This is a genomic window from Streptomyces sp. G7(2002) (assembly GCF_028870195.1).
GTDB lineage: Bacteria > Actinomycetota > Actinomycetes > Streptomycetales > Streptomycetaceae > Streptomyces > Streptomyces nigrescens.
Map to the genome: position 1 here is coordinate 5252819 of NZ_CP102609.1, position 21192 is coordinate 5274010.

The 21192-nt window shown below is 72.1% G+C and carries 17 protein-coding genes; 11 read left to right on the forward strand and 6 right to left on the reverse strand.

Annotated features, from left to right (window positions below):
- Positions 1 to 12 precede the first annotated feature (12 nt).
- Positions 13 to 1443 carry a MocR-like pyridoxine biosynthesis transcription factor PdxR gene (gene pdxR, locus NUT86_RS22270; protein ID WP_446750779.1) on the forward strand — a complete coding sequence of 477 codons (1431 nt, stop codon included), beginning with the start codon at positions 13 to 15 and terminating at the stop codon, positions 1441 to 1443.
- Between the two features lie 170 nt (positions 1444 to 1613).
- Here the strand turns inward: pdxR and NUT86_RS22275 are convergent, their stop codons facing one another.
- On the reverse strand, positions 1614 to 3155 hold the full coding sequence (locus tag NUT86_RS22275; protein WP_274737259.1) for an IPT/TIG domain-containing protein: 1542 nt from the start codon (positions 3153 to 3155) through the stop codon (positions 1614 to 1616).
- 280 nt (positions 3156 to 3435) lie between these two features.
- Positions 3436 to 3894 (reverse strand): nuclear transport factor 2 family protein, encoded by a 459-nt coding sequence (locus NUT86_RS22280; RefSeq protein WP_274737261.1) that lies wholly within the window; start codon positions 3892 to 3894, stop codon positions 3436 to 3438.
- A 97-nt stretch (positions 3895 to 3991) separates the two neighbouring features.
- Between NUT86_RS22280 and NUT86_RS22285 the strand changes: the two genes are divergently transcribed.
- The 4 genes from NUT86_RS22285 to NUT86_RS22300 all read left to right on the forward strand — a co-directional run bounded on the left by NUT86_RS22285 (position 3992) and on the right by NUT86_RS22300 (position 7657).
- Positions 3992 to 4567 carry a TetR/AcrR family transcriptional regulator gene (locus tag NUT86_RS22285; RefSeq protein ID WP_274737263.1) on the forward strand — a complete coding sequence of 192 codons (576 nt, stop codon included), beginning with the start codon at positions 3992 to 3994 and terminating at the stop codon, positions 4565 to 4567.
- A 147-nt stretch (positions 4568 to 4714) separates the two neighbouring features.
- Positions 4715 to 5110, forward strand: coding sequence for a hypothetical protein (locus NUT86_RS22290; RefSeq protein WP_274737264.1), 396 nt, complete (start codon positions 4715 to 4717; stop codon positions 5108 to 5110).
- A gap of 335 nt (positions 5111 to 5445) precedes the next feature.
- The gene (locus tag NUT86_RS22295) at positions 5446 to 6045 is read left to right on the forward strand and encodes a carbonic anhydrase (protein ID WP_159487174.1); all 600 of its coding nucleotides are present in this window, start codon (positions 5446 to 5448) and stop codon (positions 6043 to 6045) included.
- Between the two features lie 91 nt (positions 6046 to 6136).
- Positions 6137 to 7657, forward strand: a complete 1521-nt coding sequence (locus NUT86_RS22300; protein ID WP_159487172.1) for a SulP family inorganic anion transporter — start codon at positions 6137 to 6139, stop codon at positions 7655 to 7657.
- A gap of 79 nt (positions 7658 to 7736) precedes the next feature.
- Here NUT86_RS22300 and rocD read toward each other — a convergent pair whose 3' ends face one another.
- The 4 genes from rocD to NUT86_RS22320 all read right to left on the reverse strand — a co-directional run bounded on the left by rocD (position 7737) and on the right by NUT86_RS22320 (position 12092).
- A complete protein-coding gene (gene rocD, locus NUT86_RS22305; RefSeq protein ID WP_018089890.1) occupies positions 7737 to 8972 on the reverse strand; it encodes an ornithine--oxo-acid transaminase in 1236 nt (411 codons plus the stop codon).
- The gene (ddaH, locus tag NUT86_RS22310) at positions 8972 to 9793 is read right to left on the reverse strand and encodes a dimethylargininase (protein WP_274737266.1); all 822 of its coding nucleotides are present in this window, start codon (positions 9791 to 9793) and stop codon (positions 8972 to 8974) included. Before ddaH ends, rocD begins: the two co-directional genes overlap by 1 nt.
- A gap of 255 nt (positions 9794 to 10048) precedes the next feature.
- The gene (locus NUT86_RS22315) at positions 10049 to 10543 is read right to left on the reverse strand and encodes an Lrp/AsnC family transcriptional regulator (protein WP_262042832.1); all 495 of its coding nucleotides are present in this window, start codon (positions 10541 to 10543) and stop codon (positions 10049 to 10051) included.
- Between the two features lie 148 nt (positions 10544 to 10691).
- Positions 10692 to 12092 (reverse strand): amidohydrolase family protein, encoded by a 1401-nt coding sequence (locus NUT86_RS22320; RefSeq protein WP_274740578.1) that lies wholly within the window; start codon positions 12090 to 12092, stop codon positions 10692 to 10694.
- Positions 12093 to 12583: 491 nt separating this feature from the next.
- Here NUT86_RS22320 and NUT86_RS22325 point away from each other — a divergent pair, with 491 nt between their 5' ends.
- The 6 genes from NUT86_RS22325 (at position 12584) to NUT86_RS22350 (ending at position 21040) form a co-directional block, all read left to right on the forward strand.
- Positions 12584 to 13630: an ATP-grasp domain-containing protein gene (locus NUT86_RS22325; RefSeq protein ID WP_274737269.1), complete on the forward strand. Its 1047-nt coding sequence runs from the start codon at positions 12584 to 12586 to the stop codon at positions 13628 to 13630.
- On the forward strand, positions 13627 to 14475 hold the full coding sequence (locus tag NUT86_RS22330) for an ATP-grasp domain-containing protein (RefSeq protein ID WP_274737271.1): 849 nt from the start codon (positions 13627 to 13629) through the stop codon (positions 14473 to 14475). Before NUT86_RS22325 ends, NUT86_RS22330 begins: the two co-directional genes overlap by 4 nt.
- A gap of 157 nt (positions 14476 to 14632) precedes the next feature.
- Positions 14633 to 16867 (forward strand): family 2 encapsulin nanocompartment cargo protein terpene cyclase, encoded by a 2235-nt coding sequence (locus NUT86_RS22335; RefSeq protein ID WP_159487162.1) that lies wholly within the window; start codon positions 14633 to 14635, stop codon positions 16865 to 16867.
- 238 nt (positions 16868 to 17105) lie between these two features.
- Positions 17106 to 19256 carry a nuclease-related domain-containing DEAD/DEAH box helicase gene (locus NUT86_RS22340; protein WP_274737273.1) on the forward strand — a complete coding sequence of 717 codons (2151 nt, stop codon included), beginning with the start codon at positions 17106 to 17108 and terminating at the stop codon, positions 19254 to 19256.
- Between the two features lie 212 nt (positions 19257 to 19468).
- Positions 19469 to 20227, forward strand: a complete 759-nt coding sequence (locus NUT86_RS22345) for a chitin-binding protein (protein ID WP_274737275.1) — start codon at positions 19469 to 19471, stop codon at positions 20225 to 20227.
- Between the two features lie 120 nt (positions 20228 to 20347).
- Positions 20348 to 21040, forward strand: coding sequence for a Crp/Fnr family transcriptional regulator (locus NUT86_RS22350; RefSeq protein ID WP_274737277.1), 693 nt, complete (start codon positions 20348 to 20350; stop codon positions 21038 to 21040).
- Positions 21041 to 21192 lie beyond the last annotated feature (152 nt).

Here is a 21192-nt window from a genome sequence, read left to right on the forward strand (position 1 = left end):
GACTTCCTGCAGTTGAACCTCGACGACGCGCCCGCGGGCGGCCGTTCGGACTGGCTGGCCCAGGAGTTGCGGCGGGCCATCGCGGACGGCCGGCTGCCGGTCGGGAGCAGACTGCCCGCGACCCGGACGCTCGCCGCCGACCTGCGGGTATCGCGGGGTGTGGTGACCGAGGCCTATCAGCGGCTGACCGAGGACGGGCAGCTCGCCGGGCGGGGGAGGGGCGGCACGATCGTCGTCGCCGCGCCCGTGACGGCCGCCGCGACGAGCACGGGAGCGACGCCCCGCCCCGGCCGGGACCCCGCTCCCTTCGCCGCACCACCCGGCCCGGAAATCTTCGACGAGCTGCGCACCGCCCCCGCCCGGATCGACCTCTCGCCCGGTGTGCCGGACCTGGCCGCCTTCCCCCGTGCGGCCTGGCTGCGCGCCGAACGCGCGGTGCTGGCGGACCTCCCGTCGGCCGACTTCGGATACGGGGACCCCCGCGGGACCGTCGCGCTGCGCCGCGCCGTCGCCAACTGGCTGGCCCGCAACCGCGGCATCAGGGCGGACCCGGACGAGGTGGTGATCGTCGTCGGCACCGTGCAGGCGCTCGGCCTGATCGCCCAGGTGCTGCACCGCGACGGGATTTTGGAGATCGCGGTGGAGGACCCCGGATCGCTGGGCGCGCGGCAGCATCTCCAGCACTGGGGGATGGCGACGCCGCCGGTCCCGGTGGACGACGACGGGATACGGGTCGACGCGCTGCGGGCGAGCGGTGCGCGGGCCGTTCTGCTCACCCCGGCGCACCAGTTCCCCACCGGGGTGGTGCTCGGTGGCGGACGGCGCCGGGAGCTGATGCGCTGGGCGGCCGACGGCGGCCTGGTCGTCGAGGACGACTACGACGCCGAGCACCGCTACGACCGCGCGCCGGTCCCCGCCCTGCGCTCGCTCCTCGCCGAGCAGGTCTGCTACGCCGGCAGCGTCTCCAAGCTGCTGGCCCCCGCCCTGCGGGTGGGCTGGCTGCTGCCGCCGCGGAAGTACCGGAAGGCGCTGGTCGACGCCAAGCGGTTCGCGGACCTCGGCAACGCCGCGCTGCCCCAACTCGTGCTGGCCCGGCTGATGGAGTCCGGCGAACTGGAGCGCCGGCTGCGGCTGCTGCGCCGCCGCCATCGCCGTCGCCGGGACGCCATGATCGCGGCGATCCGCGACCGTCTTCCCGGCGCGACCGTGCACGGCGCCGCGGCCGGTCTGCATCTGACGCTCACCTTCGGACGGGACGGCTACCGGGGCTCCGACACGGACCTGGCCGCGGCTGCCCTCGCCCACGGCGTCAAGGTCCACCCCCTGTCCTGGCACAGCCAACTCCCGGCCCCGCCGGGCCTGGTCCTCGGCTACGCCGCCCGCACCCCGGACGAGATCACGCAGGGCGTGGCCGTCGTGGGCGAGGTGCTGAGCGGCGGGTGACGGGGCTGAGCGCCCCTGGGCAGCAGACCATTCCGTGCGCTCCTGTTCGCGGAGCGCACGGAATGGCGGGGTGCCGGCCCGGTGACCCGGCGGCTGCTCGGGCGCGGCGTGGCGGGGTAGTGGGGTGTTGCCCGCCGGTGCCGCCGGGTCGGCCGGTGACCGGGCGGGGGTCAGGGTTCGATGACTCCCGCGTGGTCGCTGGACGGCGACAGGATCGCCGTCGGGGTGGCGGCGCCGGCGAACTCGACGTCATAGCCGCCGTTGGCGAGGATCAGCGTCAGGATGAGCGTCTCGTTGAACCGGGCGACGCCTTGGGCGTCGGTGATGCCGATGCCCACGAGGTTGCTGCCGATCTTGAAGGTGATGGTCTGGCCGGGCACGGGCAGGCCGGTGACCTGATCGGTCAGCGTGGCGGTCAGGAACGGGAAGTACACGTGCGGCGGGAACAGCTTCGCCAGCGCCGGGGTCGCGGTCAGCGTGGTGGCGTGGACGGGGACGAAGTAGGTGAAGCCGCCCACCAGAGTGGTGCTGCCACCAGGGGTGGTGACGGTGACGTCCGCGGGACCGGCTGCCCCGGGCGGAGTGGTCGCGGTGAGCTGCGTACCTGCGGCGTTGACGCTCACCCCGGTGGCGGGGTTACCGCCGATCGTGACGCTCGCCCCGGTCAGGTTGGTGCCGGTGATCGTCACGACCGTGCCGCCCGTGATGGGCCCCGAGTTGGGGGTGATGCTGGTGATCGTCGGGTCGAATTGGATGACGCTGACACTGGCCCCGGAGATGTTGCTGACGTAGACCTTGTTGTTGGGGGCGACCACCAGGGCGATCGGCTGGTTGCCGACCGGGATCGGGGCGCCGATGGTGGTGTTGGTGGTGGTGTCGATCACCGACACGTTGTTCGAGCCGCGGTTGGCCGTGTAGGCGTTGCCGCTGGGGCCGACCGCGATGCCCCAGGGGTTGGTTCCGACGGGGATCGTGGTGGTGATCGTGTCGGTGGTGGTGTTGACCACCGTCACGTTGTTCGACCCGATGTTGGCGACGTAGGCGTCGCCGCTGGGGCCGATCGCCACGAAGTTCGGCTGGTTGAAGCCGGGGATCGTGGTGACGACGGTGTTGGTGGCGGTGTCGATCACCGTCACGCTGTTCCCGTTCCGGTTGGCGACATAGGCCTTGCCGTTGGGGGCGACCGCGATACCGACCGGTCCGCTGCCGGTGGGGATCGCGGCGCCGACGACGGTGTTGGTGGCGGTGTCGATCTCCTGCACGCTGTTCGCCGCGAAGCGGCTGACGTAGACATTGCCGCTGGGGATGACCGCCGCCGCGGCGGGGCCGCCGCTGAGGGCGATCGTGGTGATGACGGTGCTGGTGGCGGTGTCGATCACCGTCACGTTGTTGGAGATGTTGTTGGGGACGTAGGCGTTGCCGTTGGGGGCGACGGTCAGCCAGGCCGGCGTGGTGCCGGTCGGGATCGCGGCGCCGATGACGGTGTCCGTGGCGGTGTCGATGGTTTGCACATTGCTCGACCCGGAGTTGGCGACGTAGAGGTCGCCGTTGGGGATGAACGCCAGCCCGACCGGGTTGGTGCCGACGGGGATCGTCGTGACGGCCAGGAAGGTGCGCGCCGGGGTTACCGCCCGGCTCGCCTGCCCCGTCTGGTCGGGGAGCGCGGCTGTCCGCAGCAGATCCTGCAGCGGCGACTGAACTTGCGTAGTCATGTGGACCCCTTCTGTGGGGGCCGTCCAGAGATCCCGCTCCGGGGCACCACAACCACAGTCCACACGTGGCAACAGCACGGCGGGCTGCACATCCCCGAGGAGGGATGGGCAGCCCAGTGGTTCGGTGGCTTCTTCGTTCCCGCGCTGCGGGCAAGCGAAACGTCCGAGGATGACTGCCGACGCCCGGTGCCTTCACCCGTCGGCATCCGGATCGTTCGGTACGGGCAGTCGCCCGCCCCTGCCGGCCGCGAAGGACGGGGAGTTGCCCGGCGTCGGCTGATCAGCGGAACGGGAGGGGGTGGCCCCGCTCCTCCTCCGGGCGGGGGCCGAAGATGCGGCGTTCGTCGCCGGTGATCGCGACATCGTGGATACCGGCCTCCCGGCGCCGCATCAGGCCGTTCTCGTCGAACTCCCACAGTTCGTTGCCGTAGCTGCGCCACCACTGGCCGGCCGCGTCATGGGACTCGTACTGGAAGCGCACCGCGATGCGGTTGCCGCTGTACGCCCAGAGTTCCTTGCGCAGTGCGTAGTCCAGTTCGCGGGTCCACTTCTGGCGCAGGAAATCGACGATCTCGTCGCGGCCGGTGAGGAAGGTGTCGCGGTTCCGCCAGACCGAGTCCTCGGTGTAGGCGAGGGCGACCCGCTCCGGGTCGCGGGTGTTCCAGGCGTCCTCGGCCGCCTGCACTTTCTGGAGCGCACCCGGCTCGTCGAACGGCGGGAACGGTGGGCGTGATCCCATGGCGGACTCCCTTTCTCAGCGAAGGAGAACGTGCGTTCTCCTCGGTGTCGGCTAGTGTAGAGAACGTTCGTTCTCCTGCAAAGTCACGGGAAGTGTCATGGACCACGACGAAGCCCGCACGCGGATACTCGACGCCGCGGAGAAGCTCTTCTACGAGCGCGGAATCCAGTCCGTCGGGATGGATGAACTCCGCACCGCGGCCGGGGTGTCGCTCAAGCGGCTGTACTCGTGCTTCCCCGCCAAGCACGACCTCGTCGAGGCGTATCTGCGACGCCGTGACAGCCGCTGGCGCGCGGCGCTCGCCGAGTATGTCGACGCGCATGCCGACGAGCCCTCGGTCCGGCCGCTCGCGGTCTTCGACTGGCTGGGCGAGTGGTTCGCGGAGGACGGCTTCCGTGGTTGCGCCTTCCTCAATGCGTACGGGGAGCTGGGGGCGACCTCCGAGCGGGTCGGGTGCGTCGCGCGGGAGCACAAGGAGGCGCTGCTGGGGTATGTGGCCGGGCTGGTGCGAGCGGCGCCGGTCGCTGAACCGGAGTCGCTGGCGCGGCAGTTGGTGCTGCTGATCGACGGCGCGATCGCCGGTGCCGCCCTCATGGGCGAGCCCTCCGCCGCCCGGCAGGCCCGTACCGCCGCCGCCGCGCTCATGGAGGCGGCGGGGAGTGTGACGGGGTGAGGGTGGCGCGCAACGGAACTTAATGGCACGTGAGTTCGAAAACCTACTAAGATCAACTACGTGCACGCGGTGCCCGCCACGCCCCATTCGTGGCGGGATTTTTCGCGTCTTCCGCCCGTACTCCGAGGAGAGGACTCCCCCCCACACATGACCCGTTCGAAGCTGCTTCGCGCGCTGACCGTCGCCGGAACGATCGCGCTGAGCGCCGTCGCCACCACCCCGGCCGCGCACGCCGCAGCGTCCGCCTGCACCCATGACTGGTCGGGCCCGCAGATCTGCATCGAGACCAGTGGCCAGGACGGGCTGCCCAACCCCGGCACCGTCACCGCGACCTGGACCAACCCGCCCAAGAGCCGGACGTCGGCGACCGTCTACATCACCACGCCCGGCGTCTCCTACTCGTTCAAGGCGAAGCGGTCCGGCAGCGAGATCGTCGGTCGCACCGCCCCCGGCCTTCAGGGCACCGGGGATCTCTGTGTCCGCTTCAAGGGCAGCTCGCACAAGGCCTGTGTGGAGCTGATCGACCGGAACGGCTCCTTCTAGGGCTCCCTCCCGTCACGACGCGGCCGCAGCTCACCGGAGCTGCGGCCGCGTCGGCCTTTCGGCGGGGGAGGGGCGGCCCGGTATCCGCTCCGGATTCCCGAGTACCGATCGCCCCCCGGCTGACGACGGGCCCGGGACACCTGTCGTTGGGGCGGTCTTCAGGTTGGCTTCAGGAAGGGTGCGTAAGGGTGGCCTTACGTGCTCAGGCAGCACGCCCGGCACGGGGAACCGTCCCGCGCCGGGGTACGCCGCCGTCTCACCGTCGAGGCAGCGCCGCGCCACCCATGACCCGACCACACCACGCGTCCCACGGGGCGAGTAGGAGGCAGGCCACCATGCAACAACTCACCGCGCACGCCCGTTCCTTCGAGAACCGCTGCGCCGAGCGCGGCGAGGAGTTCCGCAGGCTCGGAGCCGGGCAGTCGCCGCAGGCGCTGTTCGTCACCTGCTCCGACTCGCGGGTCGTTCCCGCGCTGATCACCGGGGCGGCGCCGGGCGACCTGTTCGAACTGCGCACCGCGGGCAACATCGTTCCCGAGTACCGCCCCGAGCGGCCCGCGGGGGAGGCCGCCACCATCGAGTACGCCGTACAGGTCCTGGGCGTGGAGCACATCGTGGTGTGCGGCCACTCACACTGCGGGGCGGTCGGTGCGCTGGTCCGCGGGGAGGACCTGACCGGGGTGCCCGCGGTCCGGGGCTGGCTGGAGAGCTCCGCACCGGAACTCTCGGGCCCCGGGGCGGACGGCGGCACGCCGGAACTCGCCGACGCCGTCCAGCGGCACGCGCTGGCACAGGCGGAGCGGCTGCGGTCCTACCCGTGTGTGGCGGAGGGCCTCGCCGCCGGGCGGCTGTCTTTGGACGTCTGGTTCTACGAGGTGCATACGGGGGCCGTGCGCCGGCACCGGTCGGAGACGGGGCGCTTCGAGTCGCTGTGAGCGGGCGCCGGCCCGACCCGTCGGCTGAACGACCCCCCGGCCCACCGACCGCCGCCCGTCCCGCCCCACGCACCCCATCGGAGAGATCTCCATGCTCACCGCGCTCAAGCGCACCACAGGCAAGTTCCCCACCCTCAGTCCCGGCACACTCCGCCGTGATGTCCTCGCCTCACTCGTCGTCTTCCTCGTCGCCGTCCCGCTCTGCGTCGGTGTCGCCGTCGCCTCCGGAGTGCCGGCCGAACTCGGGCTGATCACCGGCATCGTCGGCGGCCTGGTCGTCGGCTGTCTGCCGGGCAGCTCGTTCCAGGTCAGCGGCCCCGCGGCCGGGCTCACCGTGCTCGTCCACGAGGCCGTGCAGCAATTCGGCCTGGCATCCCTGGGCGCGATCGTGCTCGCCGCCGGACTGCTGCAACTGGCACTCGGCGCGCTGCGCTGCGGCCGGTGGTTCCGCGCGATCTCCGTCGCCGTCGTCCAGGGCATGCTGGCCGGGATCGGGCTGATCCTCATCCTCGGCCAGGTCTACGCCATGGCCGACACCGACCAGCCCAGCAGCGGCCTCGCCAAGATCACCGGGCTGCCCGGCCTCGCCGCCTCGATCGCGACCAGCCCCGAGGCCCTCACCGCGTTCGCGGTCGGCGTGGGCACCCTCGGCCTGCTCGTGCTGTGGCCGCGGCTGCCCGCCAAGGTCCGTCTGGTGCCCGGGCCGCTGGCAGCCATCGCCGTCGCCACCCTGGTCACCGCGGTGTGCGCGCTGCCCATCGCCAAGGTGGAGGTGAAGGGCCTGCTGGCGTCGATCCAGCCGCCCGGCCTCGGTGAACTCGGCGGACTGGCGCAGCTGTCCGTCCTCGGCACCGTGCTCGCCTTCGCCCTCATCGCCTCCGCGGAGAGCCTCTTCAGCGCCGCGGCGGTGGACCGGATGACCGGGGCCCGTACGGACTACGACAAGGAGCTGATGGCGCAGGGCGCGGGCAACACGGTCTGCGGGCTGCTCGGTGCCCTGCCGATGACCGCGGTGATCGTCCGTAGCGCGGCCAATGTGCAGGCCGGGGCACGGACCAAGGCCTCCCGGGTGCTGCACGGCGTCTGGCTGCTGGTGTTCGCCGCGCTGCTCCCGGCGGCCCTCGGGGTCGTCCCGCTCGCCGCGCTCGCCGCCGTCCTGGTGCACGCCGGAGCGAAGCTGGTGCCCGTACGGCAGCTGCCGCAGCTGTGGCGGGAGCACCGGGGCGAGGCGGTGATCCTCGGGGTGACCGCGGGCGCGATCGTCTTCACCAACATGTTCGAGGGCGTGCTGCTCGGCCTGCTGCTGGCCGTCGTGAAGACCGCCTGGGAGACCTCCCATGTCCAGATCGACGTACGGGAGTTGACGGGCGGACGGACCCTCGTCGCGCTCAGCGGCAATGCGACCTTCCTGCGGCTGCCCAAGATCCTGGACGCGCTGGAGACGCTGCCCCGCGACAAGCCCGTCGAGCTGGACCTGACGGAACTGCGGCACCTGGACCACGCCTGCCGCACCGCGCTGGACGGCTGGACCACCCAGCACAACGCCGCGGTGGCCCCGGCCTCCGCGGACCGGCCGGCGACGGTGACGGCCGGGCGGTCCACGGCCTCCTGACGCGAATGCGCGGCGCGGCCCCGGCGGTGAAGGAACCGCCGGGGCCGCGCCGTGTCTTCCGGGACCGAGCCGCCCGCCCCTACCCCAGCGCCCGCTCCAGGCTGCCCAGCGCCGATTCCAGCTCCTCGGCGGTGATGGTCAGCGGCGGGGCCAGCCGGATCGTCGAGCCATGGGTGTCCTTGACCAGGACGCCTTCCTTCAGCAGGCGTTCGCTGATCTCCCGGCCGGTGCCGAGCGCGGGGTCGATGTCGACACCGGCCCACAGGCCGCGGGCGCGGAAGCCGGTCACGCCCTTGCCGGTCAGCGCGGCCAGACCGCTGCGCAGCTGTGCGCCGAGTTCGGCGGCGCGGCGCTGGAACTCCCCGGTGGCGAGCAGCTCGACCACCGCCGAACCGACCGCGGCCGCCAGGGGGTTGCCGCCGAAGGTCGAGCCGTGCTGGCCGGGGCCGAGCACGCCCAGCACCTCGCGGCGGGCGACGACCGCGGAGACCGGGACGATGCCGCCGCCGAGCGCCTTGCCGAGCAGCAGCATGTCCGGCACCACGGATTCGTGCTCGACCGCCAGGGTCGTGCCGGTGCGGCCCAGCCCGGACTGGATCTCGTCGGCGATGAACAGACAGCCGTTGCGCCGGGTCAGTTCGCGTACGCCGGTGAGGTAGCCGTCGTCGGGGATGAGGACGCCCGCCTCGCCCTGGATGGGCTCGATGAGGACGGCGGCCGTCGTCTCGTCCAGGGCCGCTTCGAGCGCGGCGAGATCGTTGTACGGGACGGTGCGGAAGCCGGGGGCGAAGGGGCCGAAGCCGACGCGGGCCGTGTCGTCGTCGGAGAAGCCGACGATGGTGGTCGTCCGGCCGTGGAAGTTGCCGCCCGCCACCACGATCGTCGCCCGGTCCGCCGGGACGCCCTTGACGTCGTACGCCCACTTGCGGGCGACCTTGATGCCGCTCTCCACCGCCTCGGCGCCGGTGTTCATCGGCAGCACCATGTCCAGGCCGGTCAGCTCGGCGAGGCCCTCGGCGAAGCCGGCGAGCCGGTCGTTGTGGAACGCCCGCGAGGTGAGGGTGAGCTGGTCGAGCTGGCGGTGCGCGGCCTCGATCAGGGCCGGGTGGCGGTGGCCGAAGTTGAGGGCCGAATAGCCGGCCAGCATGTCGAGGTAGCGGCGCCCCTCGACGTCCTCGACCCAGACGCCTTCGGCGCGGGCGACCACCACGGGCAGCGGGTGGTAGTTGTGCGCGAGGACCGGGCCCTCGGCCTGGATGAGCTCCGCGGACGAACGGGGAGCCTGGGCCGGGACGGTACGGGTGGGAGCGGTCATCAGCGAATCTCCTGGGTACAGCACTTGATGCCGCCGCCGGCCTTGTGGAACTCCGACAGGTCGACGGGGACGGGGACATAGCCGAGCGCGCCGAGCTGCGCGATCAGGCCGGTCGCCTGCGGGGCGACGAAGACATGGCGGCCGTCGGAGACGGAGTTGAGGCCGAAGGCCATGGCGTCCTCCCGGGTGGCGAGCACCGCGTCGGGGAACAGCCGCCGCAGCACCTCACGGCTGCCGGACGAGAAGGCCTCGGGGTAATAGGCGATATTCGCCTCGCCCGTCTCCGGAGTCTCCTCCAGGACGAAGAGCGCGGTGTCCAGGTGGTAGAAGTACGGGTCCACCAGCTGGAGGCCGATCGTCGGTACGCCGAAGAACTCCTGCACCTCGCGGTGCGCCGCCGGGGTGGTGCGAAAGCCCGTGCCCGCCAGGATGTAGCGGCCGGCCGGTACGAGATCGCCCTCGCCCTCGCACTGCGACTCCGGCCGGTAGACGTCGTATCCGGCCGCCTTGAACCAGGTCTCGTACTCCGTGGACTCCGGCCGCCGCTGCGGCGCGTGGAAGTGCGAGCCGAAGACCCGGCCGCCCACGACGAGCGCGGAGTTCGCCGCGAACACCATGTCCGGCAGGCCGGCCACCGGGGCCACGGTCTCCACGGTGTGCCCGTGCGCGCGGTAGGTGCCCATCAGGGCCTCCCACTGGCGCCCCGCGAGCGCGGTGTCCACCGGCACATCCGCACGCATCCATGGGTTGATCGCGTAATGCACGGCGAAGTGTCTGGGCTCGCAGACCAGATAGCGCCGGGGGCGCGACACACGACTCATCGGCACGGGACGATCCCTTCGCTTCTCAGGAGCATGCGGGTGACCTGGTGTCACAGAGGGTCACCCGAAGTGCTTCCAAGGTAAGGAGCGGGGGATTCGGGACACAAGAAACAAATGCTGCTCAGCGGCGCAGCAATGCTGCGTGTAGGGGGCGCTGAGCGCAGCATTACTGCGCGATCCTGCCGCGCATTCCGCGTCCGGGGCGTGGGTGCCGGGGTCCCGGCGGCTGTGACGGGCCGCGCGCACCGGCCCGCTTCAGTGGGTGGTCCCTCCCGAGGACTGGCGGGCGCCCGCCTCCGGGCTGTCCGGCAGCAGGTGGGACAGCACCATGTAGCTGATCGTCTTGCGGATGAACGGCTCGGCCCGGATGCGTTCGAGCACCTCCTCGAAGTGCTCCACATCGGTCGCCCGGACGTGCAGCAGCGCATCGGCGCCCCCGGTGACGGTCATCGCCGCCGCGATCTCCGGGTGGTTGCGCACCACCTCCGCGAGCCGGCGGGGCGGCGCCGCGCTGTCGCAGTACACCTCGACGTACGCCTCGGTCAGCCAGCCCAGCGCGGCCGGGCGGACGGTGGCGGTGAACCCCGTGATCACGTTGTTCTCCCGCATCCGGTCCACCCGCCGCTTCACCGCGGTCGACGACAGCCCGATCGCCGCACCGATCTCCGCGAAGCTCGCCCGGCCGTTGTCGATCAGCGCCGCAACGATCTTGCGGTCGAGGTCGTCGAAGGGCACGGCCTTGTTGGTCACGGGGGCCTCCCGATTGATCCCGGTCCATCCCGGTGATGCTCCGTCGCGGTCGCCTCACGGTAGCGACACCGGGGGCGGGGGGAGCGGGGGCGGGCTGGTGGCTCGCCAGGAGTTCGGGACCGGGTAGTGGCTCGCCACGGGACAGCCCTCAGGGGTTCTGCGCCGGCTCCACGCGTTGCAGCCCCGCCCGCCGTACGACCTCCGGTCCGAGCCGGGCCGCGCGGGCCACCAGGGCGGGGCCGTCCCAGTCCGGTGGCCAGCCCTGCCACAGGCGGAGCTTGCCGTTGACGACGACCGCGGTGATCTGGTCGCGGCCGGCGAGGCGGACCAGTTCCCACTCCAGGTCGTAGGAGGGCGTCAGTTCGGGGACGTCGAGGTCCACGACGAGGTAGTCGGCGGCCTTGCCGGCCGCGATCTCGCCGGTGACGCGGCCCAGGCCGAGCGCGTCGGCGCTGCGGGCGGTCGCATGCTCCAGCCACAGCCGCCCGGCCCCGCACACCGAGTCGCCCGCGGCCATGCCGTACGCCAGCCGCTGTGCCGTCTCCCCGGCGTCGAGCAGCCGGAAGCCGTCCGCGCGGGTGCCGTCGGTGCCCATGCCGAACCGCACACCCATCGCGGCCAGCATGGTCGCGTGCGCGACACCGTTGCCCTTCCAGGCGCTGGCCACCGGGTTGTAGCTGATCGCCGCGCCGGAGCCGGCCAGCAGCCGCATCTCCGCGGGGGTGAGGAGGGTGGCGTGCGCGCCCAGGGTGTGCGGGCCGAGCGCGCCCAGGTGGTGCAGATGTTCCAGCGGGCGCCGGCCGACGCTCTTCAAGGAGCGCTCCACGGAGGCGAGATGTTCATTGACGTGGACCTGTAGCACCGCGCCCGCCTCGGCGCACAGATCGGCGGTCCTCTTGATGACCTTGCCGGGCGCGTCCTCGGGGACGGCGATCGCGAGCGAGGGGTGGATCAGCGGATGCCCGTCCCACCGCGCCAGGTGTGCCGGGCCGCCCGTGCCCTTGGAGACGATCTTGGACAGTACGCACCGGATACCGGCCTCCTCGGTGCCCCGCGCCACCGCCCGGACGTCCACGGGGGCCCGGGTCCCGGCATCGGCGACCGTGGTGAAGCCGCCGCGGAGGGCTTCCAGCGCGGCCAGTTTCGCCGAGACGTAGGCGCTCTCCTCGTCCAGCGCGTGCTCCAGCGGCTCCCAGATCGTCTTGAAGATCTCCGAGGGCTGTCCGAAGGACTGGGCCTTGCCGAAACTCTGGGTCAGATGGTGGTGCGCGTCCACGAATCCGGGCATCAGCAAGTGGCCGTCCAGGCGCACCGGTTGCAGGTCACGGTGCCGGGCGAGGAGCTGTCGCGCCGGTCCGACCGCGCGGAACCGTCCGCCGTCGACGAGCACGGCCCGGCCCCGCACCGGTCCCTCCGGCAACAGCAGTACCTCGGGCACCAGCAGCTGCCGCGTGCCGTGGAACCGTTCGGGCCGCAGTGCGCCCTTCCCGTGGGGTGCGTCGGCCGCTGCCGTGCCGCCGAGGAACCCGCTCGCGCCGGTCGCCCCCATGCCGACCAGGAACCCCCGCCGCCGGAAGCCGCCGTGCGCCGCGGCCGTGTCCTGCTGTCCGCCCGGGGGAGTGCCGGGGTCCTGCGGTGGTTCCCCGGGCAGGCCCTGCTGCCCCGTCGGACCCTGCTGCTCGTTCGTCAACCCGCTCGCCTGCTTCCCGTACTTGGTTCCCGTACTTCGCTGCGTGTAGTGCCTCTCGTTGAGCCGTCCCCGGGGTGGCCCGACCCTAGAACCACTGCGGAATTGGAACAAGGGTTCCGGCATGCGAGATTCATGGGCGGGGCGGGCGGGTGGTGCCACACCCGCACGGGCCCGGTGAGCCCCTGGTCGTGGCCTACGGGCGGGGTGTTGGGGGTGGCGTGACGTATCCGGCATACGGGGCGGGGCCGGGCGCGTGGGTCCTCCGTCCCCGGCGGGCGCCGCATGGGATCCTGGTGTGTCATGGATCTGCCGGACGGTCGGTGGACGTGCGGCGATGACGAGGGTGCCCGATGAGACTCTGCTTCCTGGTGGAGGAGCAGTACCGCCATGACGGCATGCCCCTGGAGGTGATCCACCAACTCCGCGCCTGGGACCACCAGGTGGACGTGGTGTGGCCCGGCCGCTCGCTGATCCGGATATCCGAGGCGATACAGGCGGGCAGCCACGACGCCTGGGTCCTCAAGACCGTCTCCGGCGGTCCGGGCCTGACCCTCCTGGAAGCGGCCGCCTCCGTCGGGCTGACGACGGTCAACGACGTCCGGGCCATCCGTGGCGTACGGGACAAGGCGCTGGCCGCGGTGATCGCCCGCAGCAAGGGGCTGCCCGTTCCCGTGACGTATGCGGCGGCCCGTCCCGAGGAGTTCGCGGAGATACCGGAGGCGGAGTTCCCCCTCGTGGTCAAGCCCGCCGACGGCAGCTCAGGGCGCGCCGTCCGGCTGGTGGCGACGCCGGACCGGCTGCCGGTCCCGGTGGCGCCGGGCGGCCCGGACGCACCGGACGGCCCGCACGGCGGACTGCTCATCGCCCAGCCCTACGTCCCCAACTCCGGTACGGATCTGAAGGTGTACAGCGTCGCCGGTGAGCTGTACGCGACCGAGCGGTGCTCCCCGCTGCACCCCGCCCACGCCGTCCGCGAACGGCAGGTACCGCTCACCCCCGAAGTCGCCCGGATCACCGCCGAGATAGGCGACGTCTTCGGCCTCGACCTCTACGGGGTCGACATCCTGCTGGGACCGGACGGCCCGGTGATCGTCGACATCAATGACTTCCCCAGCTTCCGCCAGGTGCCGGACGCGGTCGCCCGGGTGTCCGCCGCCGTCCTGGACCTGGCCCGGCATGGGACGAGGGGGCGGGATGCGTCTGTAGGGGAGGCGTCCGTACGGGAGGTGTCCGTAGGGGCGACGTCCGTGCGGGAGGCACGGGAGGCGCGGGAGGCACGGGAGGCATCCGTACGGGAGGCCGCCCCAGCCGCCCCAGCCGCCCCGGCGGCCCCGTTCACCGTGCAGCCCCTTCCCCGCCCCGCCCGGCCCGCGGCGTCGATCGGCGGCGGCCGGTGAGGATCTGTCTGCTCACCGCGGACCCCGGGCATCCGCTGCTCGCCGCGGTCACCGGTCTGCTGACCCCGGAGCACCAGGTGGAAACCCTGGACCCGGGCGCCGAGGGACCGGGCCCGGACCTCTCCTCGCTCGCCGATGTCTATCTCCTCAAGGCGCGGACGCCCCGGGCGCTGGCGCTCGCCGCGCTCCTGGAGGAGCACGGCGCCCCGGTGCTCAACTCGGCCGCGGCGACGGCCCGGTGCCAGGACCGGGTGGAGATGGCCGCGGTGGCCCGCGCGGACGGGCTGCCGTTCGCCGGCACCCGCTTCGCGGCCACCCTCGGGGAACTGGCCGCGGAAGGTGGCCCGGCCGGGCCGCTGGTGATCAAGAGCCGGTTCAGCCGGCGCCGGGACCTGGTGACCCGCGCCGACAGCGCCGTACAGCTGCGGGAACTGGCCGCCGACTGGCCCGAAGAGCCGGTGGTGGTCCAGGAGTTCACCGTGAACAGCGGCTGGGACCACAAACTGTGGGTGGTCGACGGGCAGCTCTTCGCCGCGCTGCGCCGCTCGGAGCTGGCCCCGGACGGCCGCGGCCCGACGCTGCCGCTGCCGGTCGGCGAACTGCCCGCGAGCTGGACGGACGCCGCGCTCCGGGTCGGCGAGGTCTTCGGGCTGGAGGTCTACGGGGTGGATCTTCTCGACGCCGGGGGCGGTGCGCCCCTCATCGTGGACATCAACGCCTTCCCCGGCATCCGCGGCCAGGCCGGTGCCCCGGAGGCGCTGGCGGCACTCGCCCTGCGGACCGCGGTGAGCGGCCGGACCGGTAGCGCGGCCGAAAGAAAAGTGCCACAAGTCAGCGAGAAATGAACCCGGTTCGGAGCACTCCGGACCGAAGGAGAGCGGAGGCGGAAGCTCCTCCTCCATAAGGCCTAAGGCGCTGACCCCTGGGGTAGCGCTGCCCCCGTCAAGGAGGGCGTGGTGCAACGCGCCTTCCTTCCGTACGTATGGGGAGAGGCCGGCACCGGTGACACAGCCATTTGAATTGCCCCACTTCTACACGCCCCATCCGGCGCGGTTGAACCCGCATCTGGAGACGGCGCGGGCCCATTCCAAGAAGTGGGCCCGTGACATGGGGATGCTGGAGGGCTCGGACATCTGGGAGGAGAAGGACCTCGACTCCCACGATTACGCCCTGCTGTGTTCCTACACCCACCCGGACTGCGATGCCGATGCGCTCTCGCTGGTGACCGACTGGTACGTCTGGGTCTTCTTCTTCGACGACCACTTCCTGGAGACGTTCAAGCGGACGCTGGACCGGAAGGGCGGCAAGGAGTACCTCGACCGGCTGCCCGCCTTCATGCCGATGGACCTGACGACGCCCCTCCCGGAGCCGGTCAACCCTGTCGAGGCCGGGCTCGCCGACCTGTGGGCGCGCACGGTGCCGCGGATGTCCATGGACTGGCGGCGGCGGTTCGCCGAGAGCACCGAGCATCTGCTCAACGAGTCGCTGTGGGAACTGTCCAATATCAACATTCACCGCGTGCCCAACCCCGTCGAGTACATCGAGATGCGCCGCAAGGTCGGTGGCGCGCCCTGGTCGGCGGGCCTGGTGGAGTACGCGACCGGCGCCGAGGTGCCCGCGGCCGTCGCCGCCTCCCGGCCGCTGCGGGTACTGCGCGACACCTTTTCCGACGCCGTCCATCTGCGGAACGACCTGTTCTCCTACCAGCGGGAGACGGAGGAGGAGGGCGAGCTGAGCAATGGCGTCCTGGTGCTGGAGACGTTCCTGGACTGCACCACCCAGGAGGCGGCGGACGCCGTCAACGATCTGATCACCTCCCGGCTGCAGCAGTTCGAGAACACCGTCGTCGCCGAACTCCCCGCGCTCTTCCTGGAGAAGGGCCTCGATCCGGCGTCCTGCGCGGATGTGCTGGCGTACGCCAAGGGGCTCCAGGACTGGCAGTCCGGCGGCCACGAATGGCATATGCGCTCCAGCCGCTACATGAACGGCGGCGGGGCCGCGGCCGGCCGCTCGCAGCCCTGGTCGCCGTTCTCCTTCGGCGGACTCGGCACCTCGGCGGCGGACCTGGACACCGCCCTGGCCACGGCCGGTGCGCTCCGCTTCCGCAGCGGCACCCACCTCCCGCACCGGAAGGTCGGACCGTCCCGACTCCCCGACTTCTTCATGCCGTTCACCACCACCCTCAGCCCGCATCTGGAGGGCGCCCGGCAGCGGCTCCTCGACTGGGCGCACCGGATGGGCATCCTCCAGCCGCAGCCCGGGGTGCCGCTCTCCGACGTCTGGGACGAGCCCGCGATGATCCGGCACGATCTGGCGCTGTGCGCGGCCGGCATCCATCCGGACGCCACCCCGGAGCAACTGGACCTGAGCGCCGCCTGGCTGGCCTGGGGCACCTACGCCGACGACTACTACCCGGCGGTCTTCGGCCGCACCCGCGACATCGCCTCGGCCAGGGTGTGCACCGAGCGGCTGTCGGCCTTCATGCCGCTCGACGCCACGACGCCCGCACCGGAGCCGGTCAACGCCCTCGAACGCGGGCTGGCGGACCTGTGGCCCCGTACGACGGGCTCCATGGGTCTTGAGGCGCGCCGGGAGTTCCGTGCAGCCGTCGACACCATGACGGCCAGCTGGCTCTGGGAGATCGACAACCAGATCCAGAACCGCATCCCCGACCCGGTCGACTACATCGAGATGCGCCGGGCGACCTTCGGCGCCGACCTCACCATGAGCCTGAGCCGGATCGGCCGTGGCCGGCAGGTCCCGCCGGAGATCTACCGCACCGGCACCCTGCGCTCACTGGAGAACGCCGCCGCCGACTACGCGGGCCTGATGAACGATGTCTTCTCGTACCAGAAGGAGATCGAGTACGAGGGGGAGGTCCACAACGGCATCCTGGTCGTCCAGACCTTCTTCGGCTGCGACTACCCGACCGCGCTGACCATCGTCCATGACCTCATGACCTCGCGGATGCGCGAGTTCCAGCATGTCGCGGCCCATGAACTCCCGGTCGTCTGCGAGGACTTCCAGCTCTCGGCGGAGGAGCGCGAGGCGCTGGACGGCTATGTCCGCGAGCTGGAGCGCTGGATGGCCGGCATCCTCATCTGGCACCGGGACTGCCGGCGCTACCAGGCCTCCGAGCTGCGCCACCCGACGGGCTCGCCGGGCCGGGTGGGCGCGCCGACCGGTCTGGGCACGTCCGCGGCCCGCCTCTTCCGGTCGGTCGCGCGGGTGGGGTAGACGGGCGGCGGCCCGGCCCGCGGACTCCCTCGCCGGCTGCGGAGCGGGCCGGGCGCCGGCGTCGGGCTGGGCGCTGGTGTCGGCCCCGGGCATCGGCCCGAGGCGGGGCCGGGCCCGCCGGCCGCGGACTCCCCGCGCCATGCGCCCGTGCCCCTCCCGTGCGCACTTTCGCGTCATGTGCCATCGACCTATGGTTCATGACCCATGCCTACGGGGGCGAGCGGTCAGGGGGCGAGCGATGGCGGCAGGGAGTGCACCGGGCGGGTCGGCAGGTGCTTCGGCGGCACGGCGGGCGCAGCAGGCCCGCCGTCAGGAGCGGCTGTTACGCGAACAATGGCAGGCCGCCCGACAGCGGGCCGAGCGCTGGGAGGCGGCGAGCGAGGGGGAACGGCGGGTCGCCGCCCAGCTGCTGATGCTGACCGAGCGGGGCTGGCGGCTGCTCGTGGACCGGCGCTGGCCGGGCACCCGCGCGGCCAATGTCGACATGCTGCTGATCGGCCCCGGCGGGGTCTTCGTCATCGACGTCAAGAACTGGCGGGCCGCACCCGAGGCCTCGGGCGGCCGGCTGCGGGCCGGGGGATTCTCCCGCGATGAGCACCGTCGCAAGCTGCTCGCGGTCACCAAGGCAGCCGAGAGCGCGGTGGCGTCCCTGGGGATGTCCCCGGTGGCGGTGCGTCCGCTGCTGGCCTTCGCGGGGCACCGGGTCGACGCGGAGCTGGGCCGGATACGGCTGCTGGGCGAGCGGGAGATCGGACCGGCGCTGCTGTCGGAGCGCACCCGGCTGTCCGCGGAGTCCGTCCGGGCCCTCGCCGACCATCTGGAGCGGGCCTTCCCCGAGTACGAGGCCCCGCCCGCCGCCCGCACGCCGGACGCCGCCGCCCGCACCCCGGCCGCCGCCGCCCGGCCGCCGGCCGACGGGTCCGACGGCCTCTTCGACCTCGACGGGCTGCGGGAAGCCGCCCTCGACGAGGCGCGCCGGGCCCCCATCGAGCAGTGGATGACCTTCCTCGACCCCGACCAGCTCGCGCTGGTACGGCGCAACTGGGCCGGCCCGGCCAGGATCAGCGGCCCGGCCGGCACCGGCAAGACGGTCATCGCCCTGCACCGCGCCGCCTACCTCGCCCAGCGCACCAACGGCCGCATCCTGTACGTCACCTTCGCCAACAACCTCCCCCGCGTCCAGGCCACCTTCCTGAAGACCATGGCCCCGGCGGTGGCCGACCGGGTCGACTTCCGCAGCCTGCACTCCTGGGCGCAGGAGTATCTGCGCGACCGGGGCGTCCCGGTCCATCTGCACAAGGAGAAGGCGGAGACGGCCTTCAGCTTCGCCTGGAAACACGTCGGCCGGAACAGCTGTCTGACCGAGATCGATCCGCTGCACCCGTACTGGCGGGAAGAGATCGACTACGTCATCAAGGGCCGCGGCCTCACCTCCTTCGAGGAGTACGCCGCCCTCCCGCGCCGTCGCCGCCGCGCCGGTCTGCGCCGCCCGCACCGGCAGGCCGTCTGGTCCCTGTACGAGGCGTACGAGGCACAGCGCACCGAGCGCGCCGTCCACGACTTCAACGATGTGCTCTCCCTGGCGCTCGCCGAGGCGGCCGGCCGTACCGGCCACAGCGCCTACACGGCCGTCGTCGTGGACGAGGTCCAGGACCTGACCCTCGTCGGGGTGCGCCTGCTGCATGCCCTGGTGGGCGACACCCCCAACGGCCTCCTCCTGGTCGGGGACGGCCAACAGGCCGTCTACCCGGGAGGGTTCCGCCTCTCGGACGCGGGCATCGACATCCGCGGCGACCGCGGCCAGGTGCTGCGCGCCAACTACCGCAACAGCAAGGAGATCGTGGACACCGCGCTCTCCGTGGTCGCCGAGGACGCCTTCGAGGACCTCGACGGCACACGCACCCCGGGCCGCCGGGACGTCGACCTGACCTACCACGACGGCGAGGTGCAGCGCGCCGTACTGCCCACCCCCGCCGCGCACGACGAGGCCCTGCTGACCGCCCTGCGCGCCCTGACACCCCAGGAGCTGGCCGGCTCCGCCGTCCTCTGCCCCTCGAAGCGCGCCATCGAGCACTACCAGCGCCTCCTCACCCGCGCGGGCCTGCCCGTCTGCGCGCTCGACCGCTACGACGGACACCCGGTCGAGGCCGTCAAACTCGGCAGCTACCGCCGCGCCAAGGGCCTGGAATTCAAACGCGTCTATCTGCCGCAGCACGACGCCCATCTGCCCAAGGGGACCCCGGAGCCCCCGGACGGCCCGGCCCCCGCCGAAACCGCCCACGAGCGCGCGGAACTGGCACGCAGTCAGCTCTACGTCGCCATGACCCGCGCCCGCGACGTCCTCTGGCTGGGCAGCGTCCGCCCGGTCCGGGCGGTCCGGGCGGACTGACCCACTGGCGCGGCCGATGACGGCGGGGCCGGTGACACGGCCGGTGACACGGCCGGTCGGCGCGCCCAGGCGGCCCGAAATGTGCTGCTGCTCGGTGAATCTCCCCTTCGAGGTGAATATCCCGAGAGGGCGTCGGGAACCCCACATGGCGACATTCCGTAAGGGCCTGACCCAGGACCGGCCCGCCGTCATGGCTGACAGGAGTTCCGACTGTGCGACGCAAGACCGCTTTCCTTGGTGCGCTGGCTCTCACCGGGGGGCTCGTCGCGTTCGCTCCCTCCGGCGCACATGCCGTCACCGGCGTCATCACGTACCACACCCGGCCCGAGAACCGGCCGCACGAGATCCTCGACCCCGGCGACGACCACTGCTACGGAGTGGGGGACGGCTACGGCGAGGTGGACAACGACACCCCCACCGACCTCGTCCTGTACACCGGCCGCGACTGCACCGGCCGCGTGGTGACCGTCGTGCGCGCCCGCTCCTGGCTCAACGCCAAATTCGGCAGCCTCCAACTGAGCGCGAACGGCCCCCGGGAACCGGTCACGTCCGCCGACGAGGACCGTCGGGACGACCAGGATCGTCGCGACGACCAGGATCGCCGCGATGACCAGGATCGTCGGGACGACCAGGATCGCCGCGATGACCAGGACCGCCGGGACGACCAGGATCGCTCGGACAGCCCGGACCGTTCCGACGGTCAGGACTCCTCCGACCGTCCGGACCGCTCGGATGACATGGATGACTCCGACACCCCGGGCCGTTCCGACGTAGCCCGGGACACCACAGGCAGCGCCGACCCCTCCGACAGCCTGGATCACTCCGAGTACCCGGAGGCCCCGCAGGACGCGGACGGCACGGAGCGCCGGGAGCGGCCCGCGAGTTCGGCGAGTGCGAGCCCCGTGGACCCGGTGAACGCGGGGAACCCGGGACGTCCGGGGCGGCAGGTACGTCCGGTCCGCGCGGGCTGAGGCACAGCTGAGGGGGCTGAGGGGGCTGAGGGGGGCTGAGGTGCGAGGGAGCCGGGCGGGGCCGGCTCCCGTCACCGCCTTCCGCCGTCGCGGTGGGAGGAGATCTTCTAGGCTCGGCATATGGGTGAGATCGGAGGGGGAGCGCCGGTCCCGGCGGGCCGGACACTGCGGCACTTCGTCGGCGACGCGGTTTGGCGGGACCTGCTGGGTCAGGTCTACGAGCGCCGGCATCCGGCCGGGAGCATGATGCTCCGTCAGGGAGAACCCGGGACGCATGTGCTGGCCGTGCTGAGCGGAGTGGCCAAGGTGCTCCGTCGGGAGCGGAACGGGGATCTCACCCTGCTGGCGTTCCGCGGTCCGGGGGAGCTGCTCGGCGAGGTCGCGGTGCTGGACGACGACGTACGGTCGGCGAGCGTGGAGACCATCTCCTCATGCACCGTGGGGGTCATCGGCAAGGCGGAGTTCCTGCGGTTCGTCGTGGACCACGACCTGTTTCCGGTGCTGGTGCGGTACGCCTTCACCAGGATGCGGGAGTCGGACGAAGCCCGCGGCGGCGGTGACACCCTGACCCGGCTGGTGGCCACCCTGGTGGGGTTGGCCGATATCTCCGGGCAGACGGGCGGCCGACCCGGCGAGCCGCTGGAACTGGCCCTCACCCGTCATGAACTGGCCCAGTACCTGGGTATTTCCCGTAACACGATCTCGGCGACGCTCGCCGAGCTGGAGTCCTGCGATGTGCAGGCCGGACGGAAGCGCATCGTCCTCGGGGATCTGACCACTCTGCGCCGGATGGTCGCCGCGTCTGGGAGCTGACGCCCCGTCCGGTGTGGCGCGCGTCACGCCGTCAGTGCACTACGGGTGCACACCGAGGAACCGTCGCTCGCGAGACTCGGGACGTGGAGCTGAACGAGGGATTCAGCCCCGGTCCATGGACGGCCCGTCGCCCGTCCGTGAACCCGGTGAAG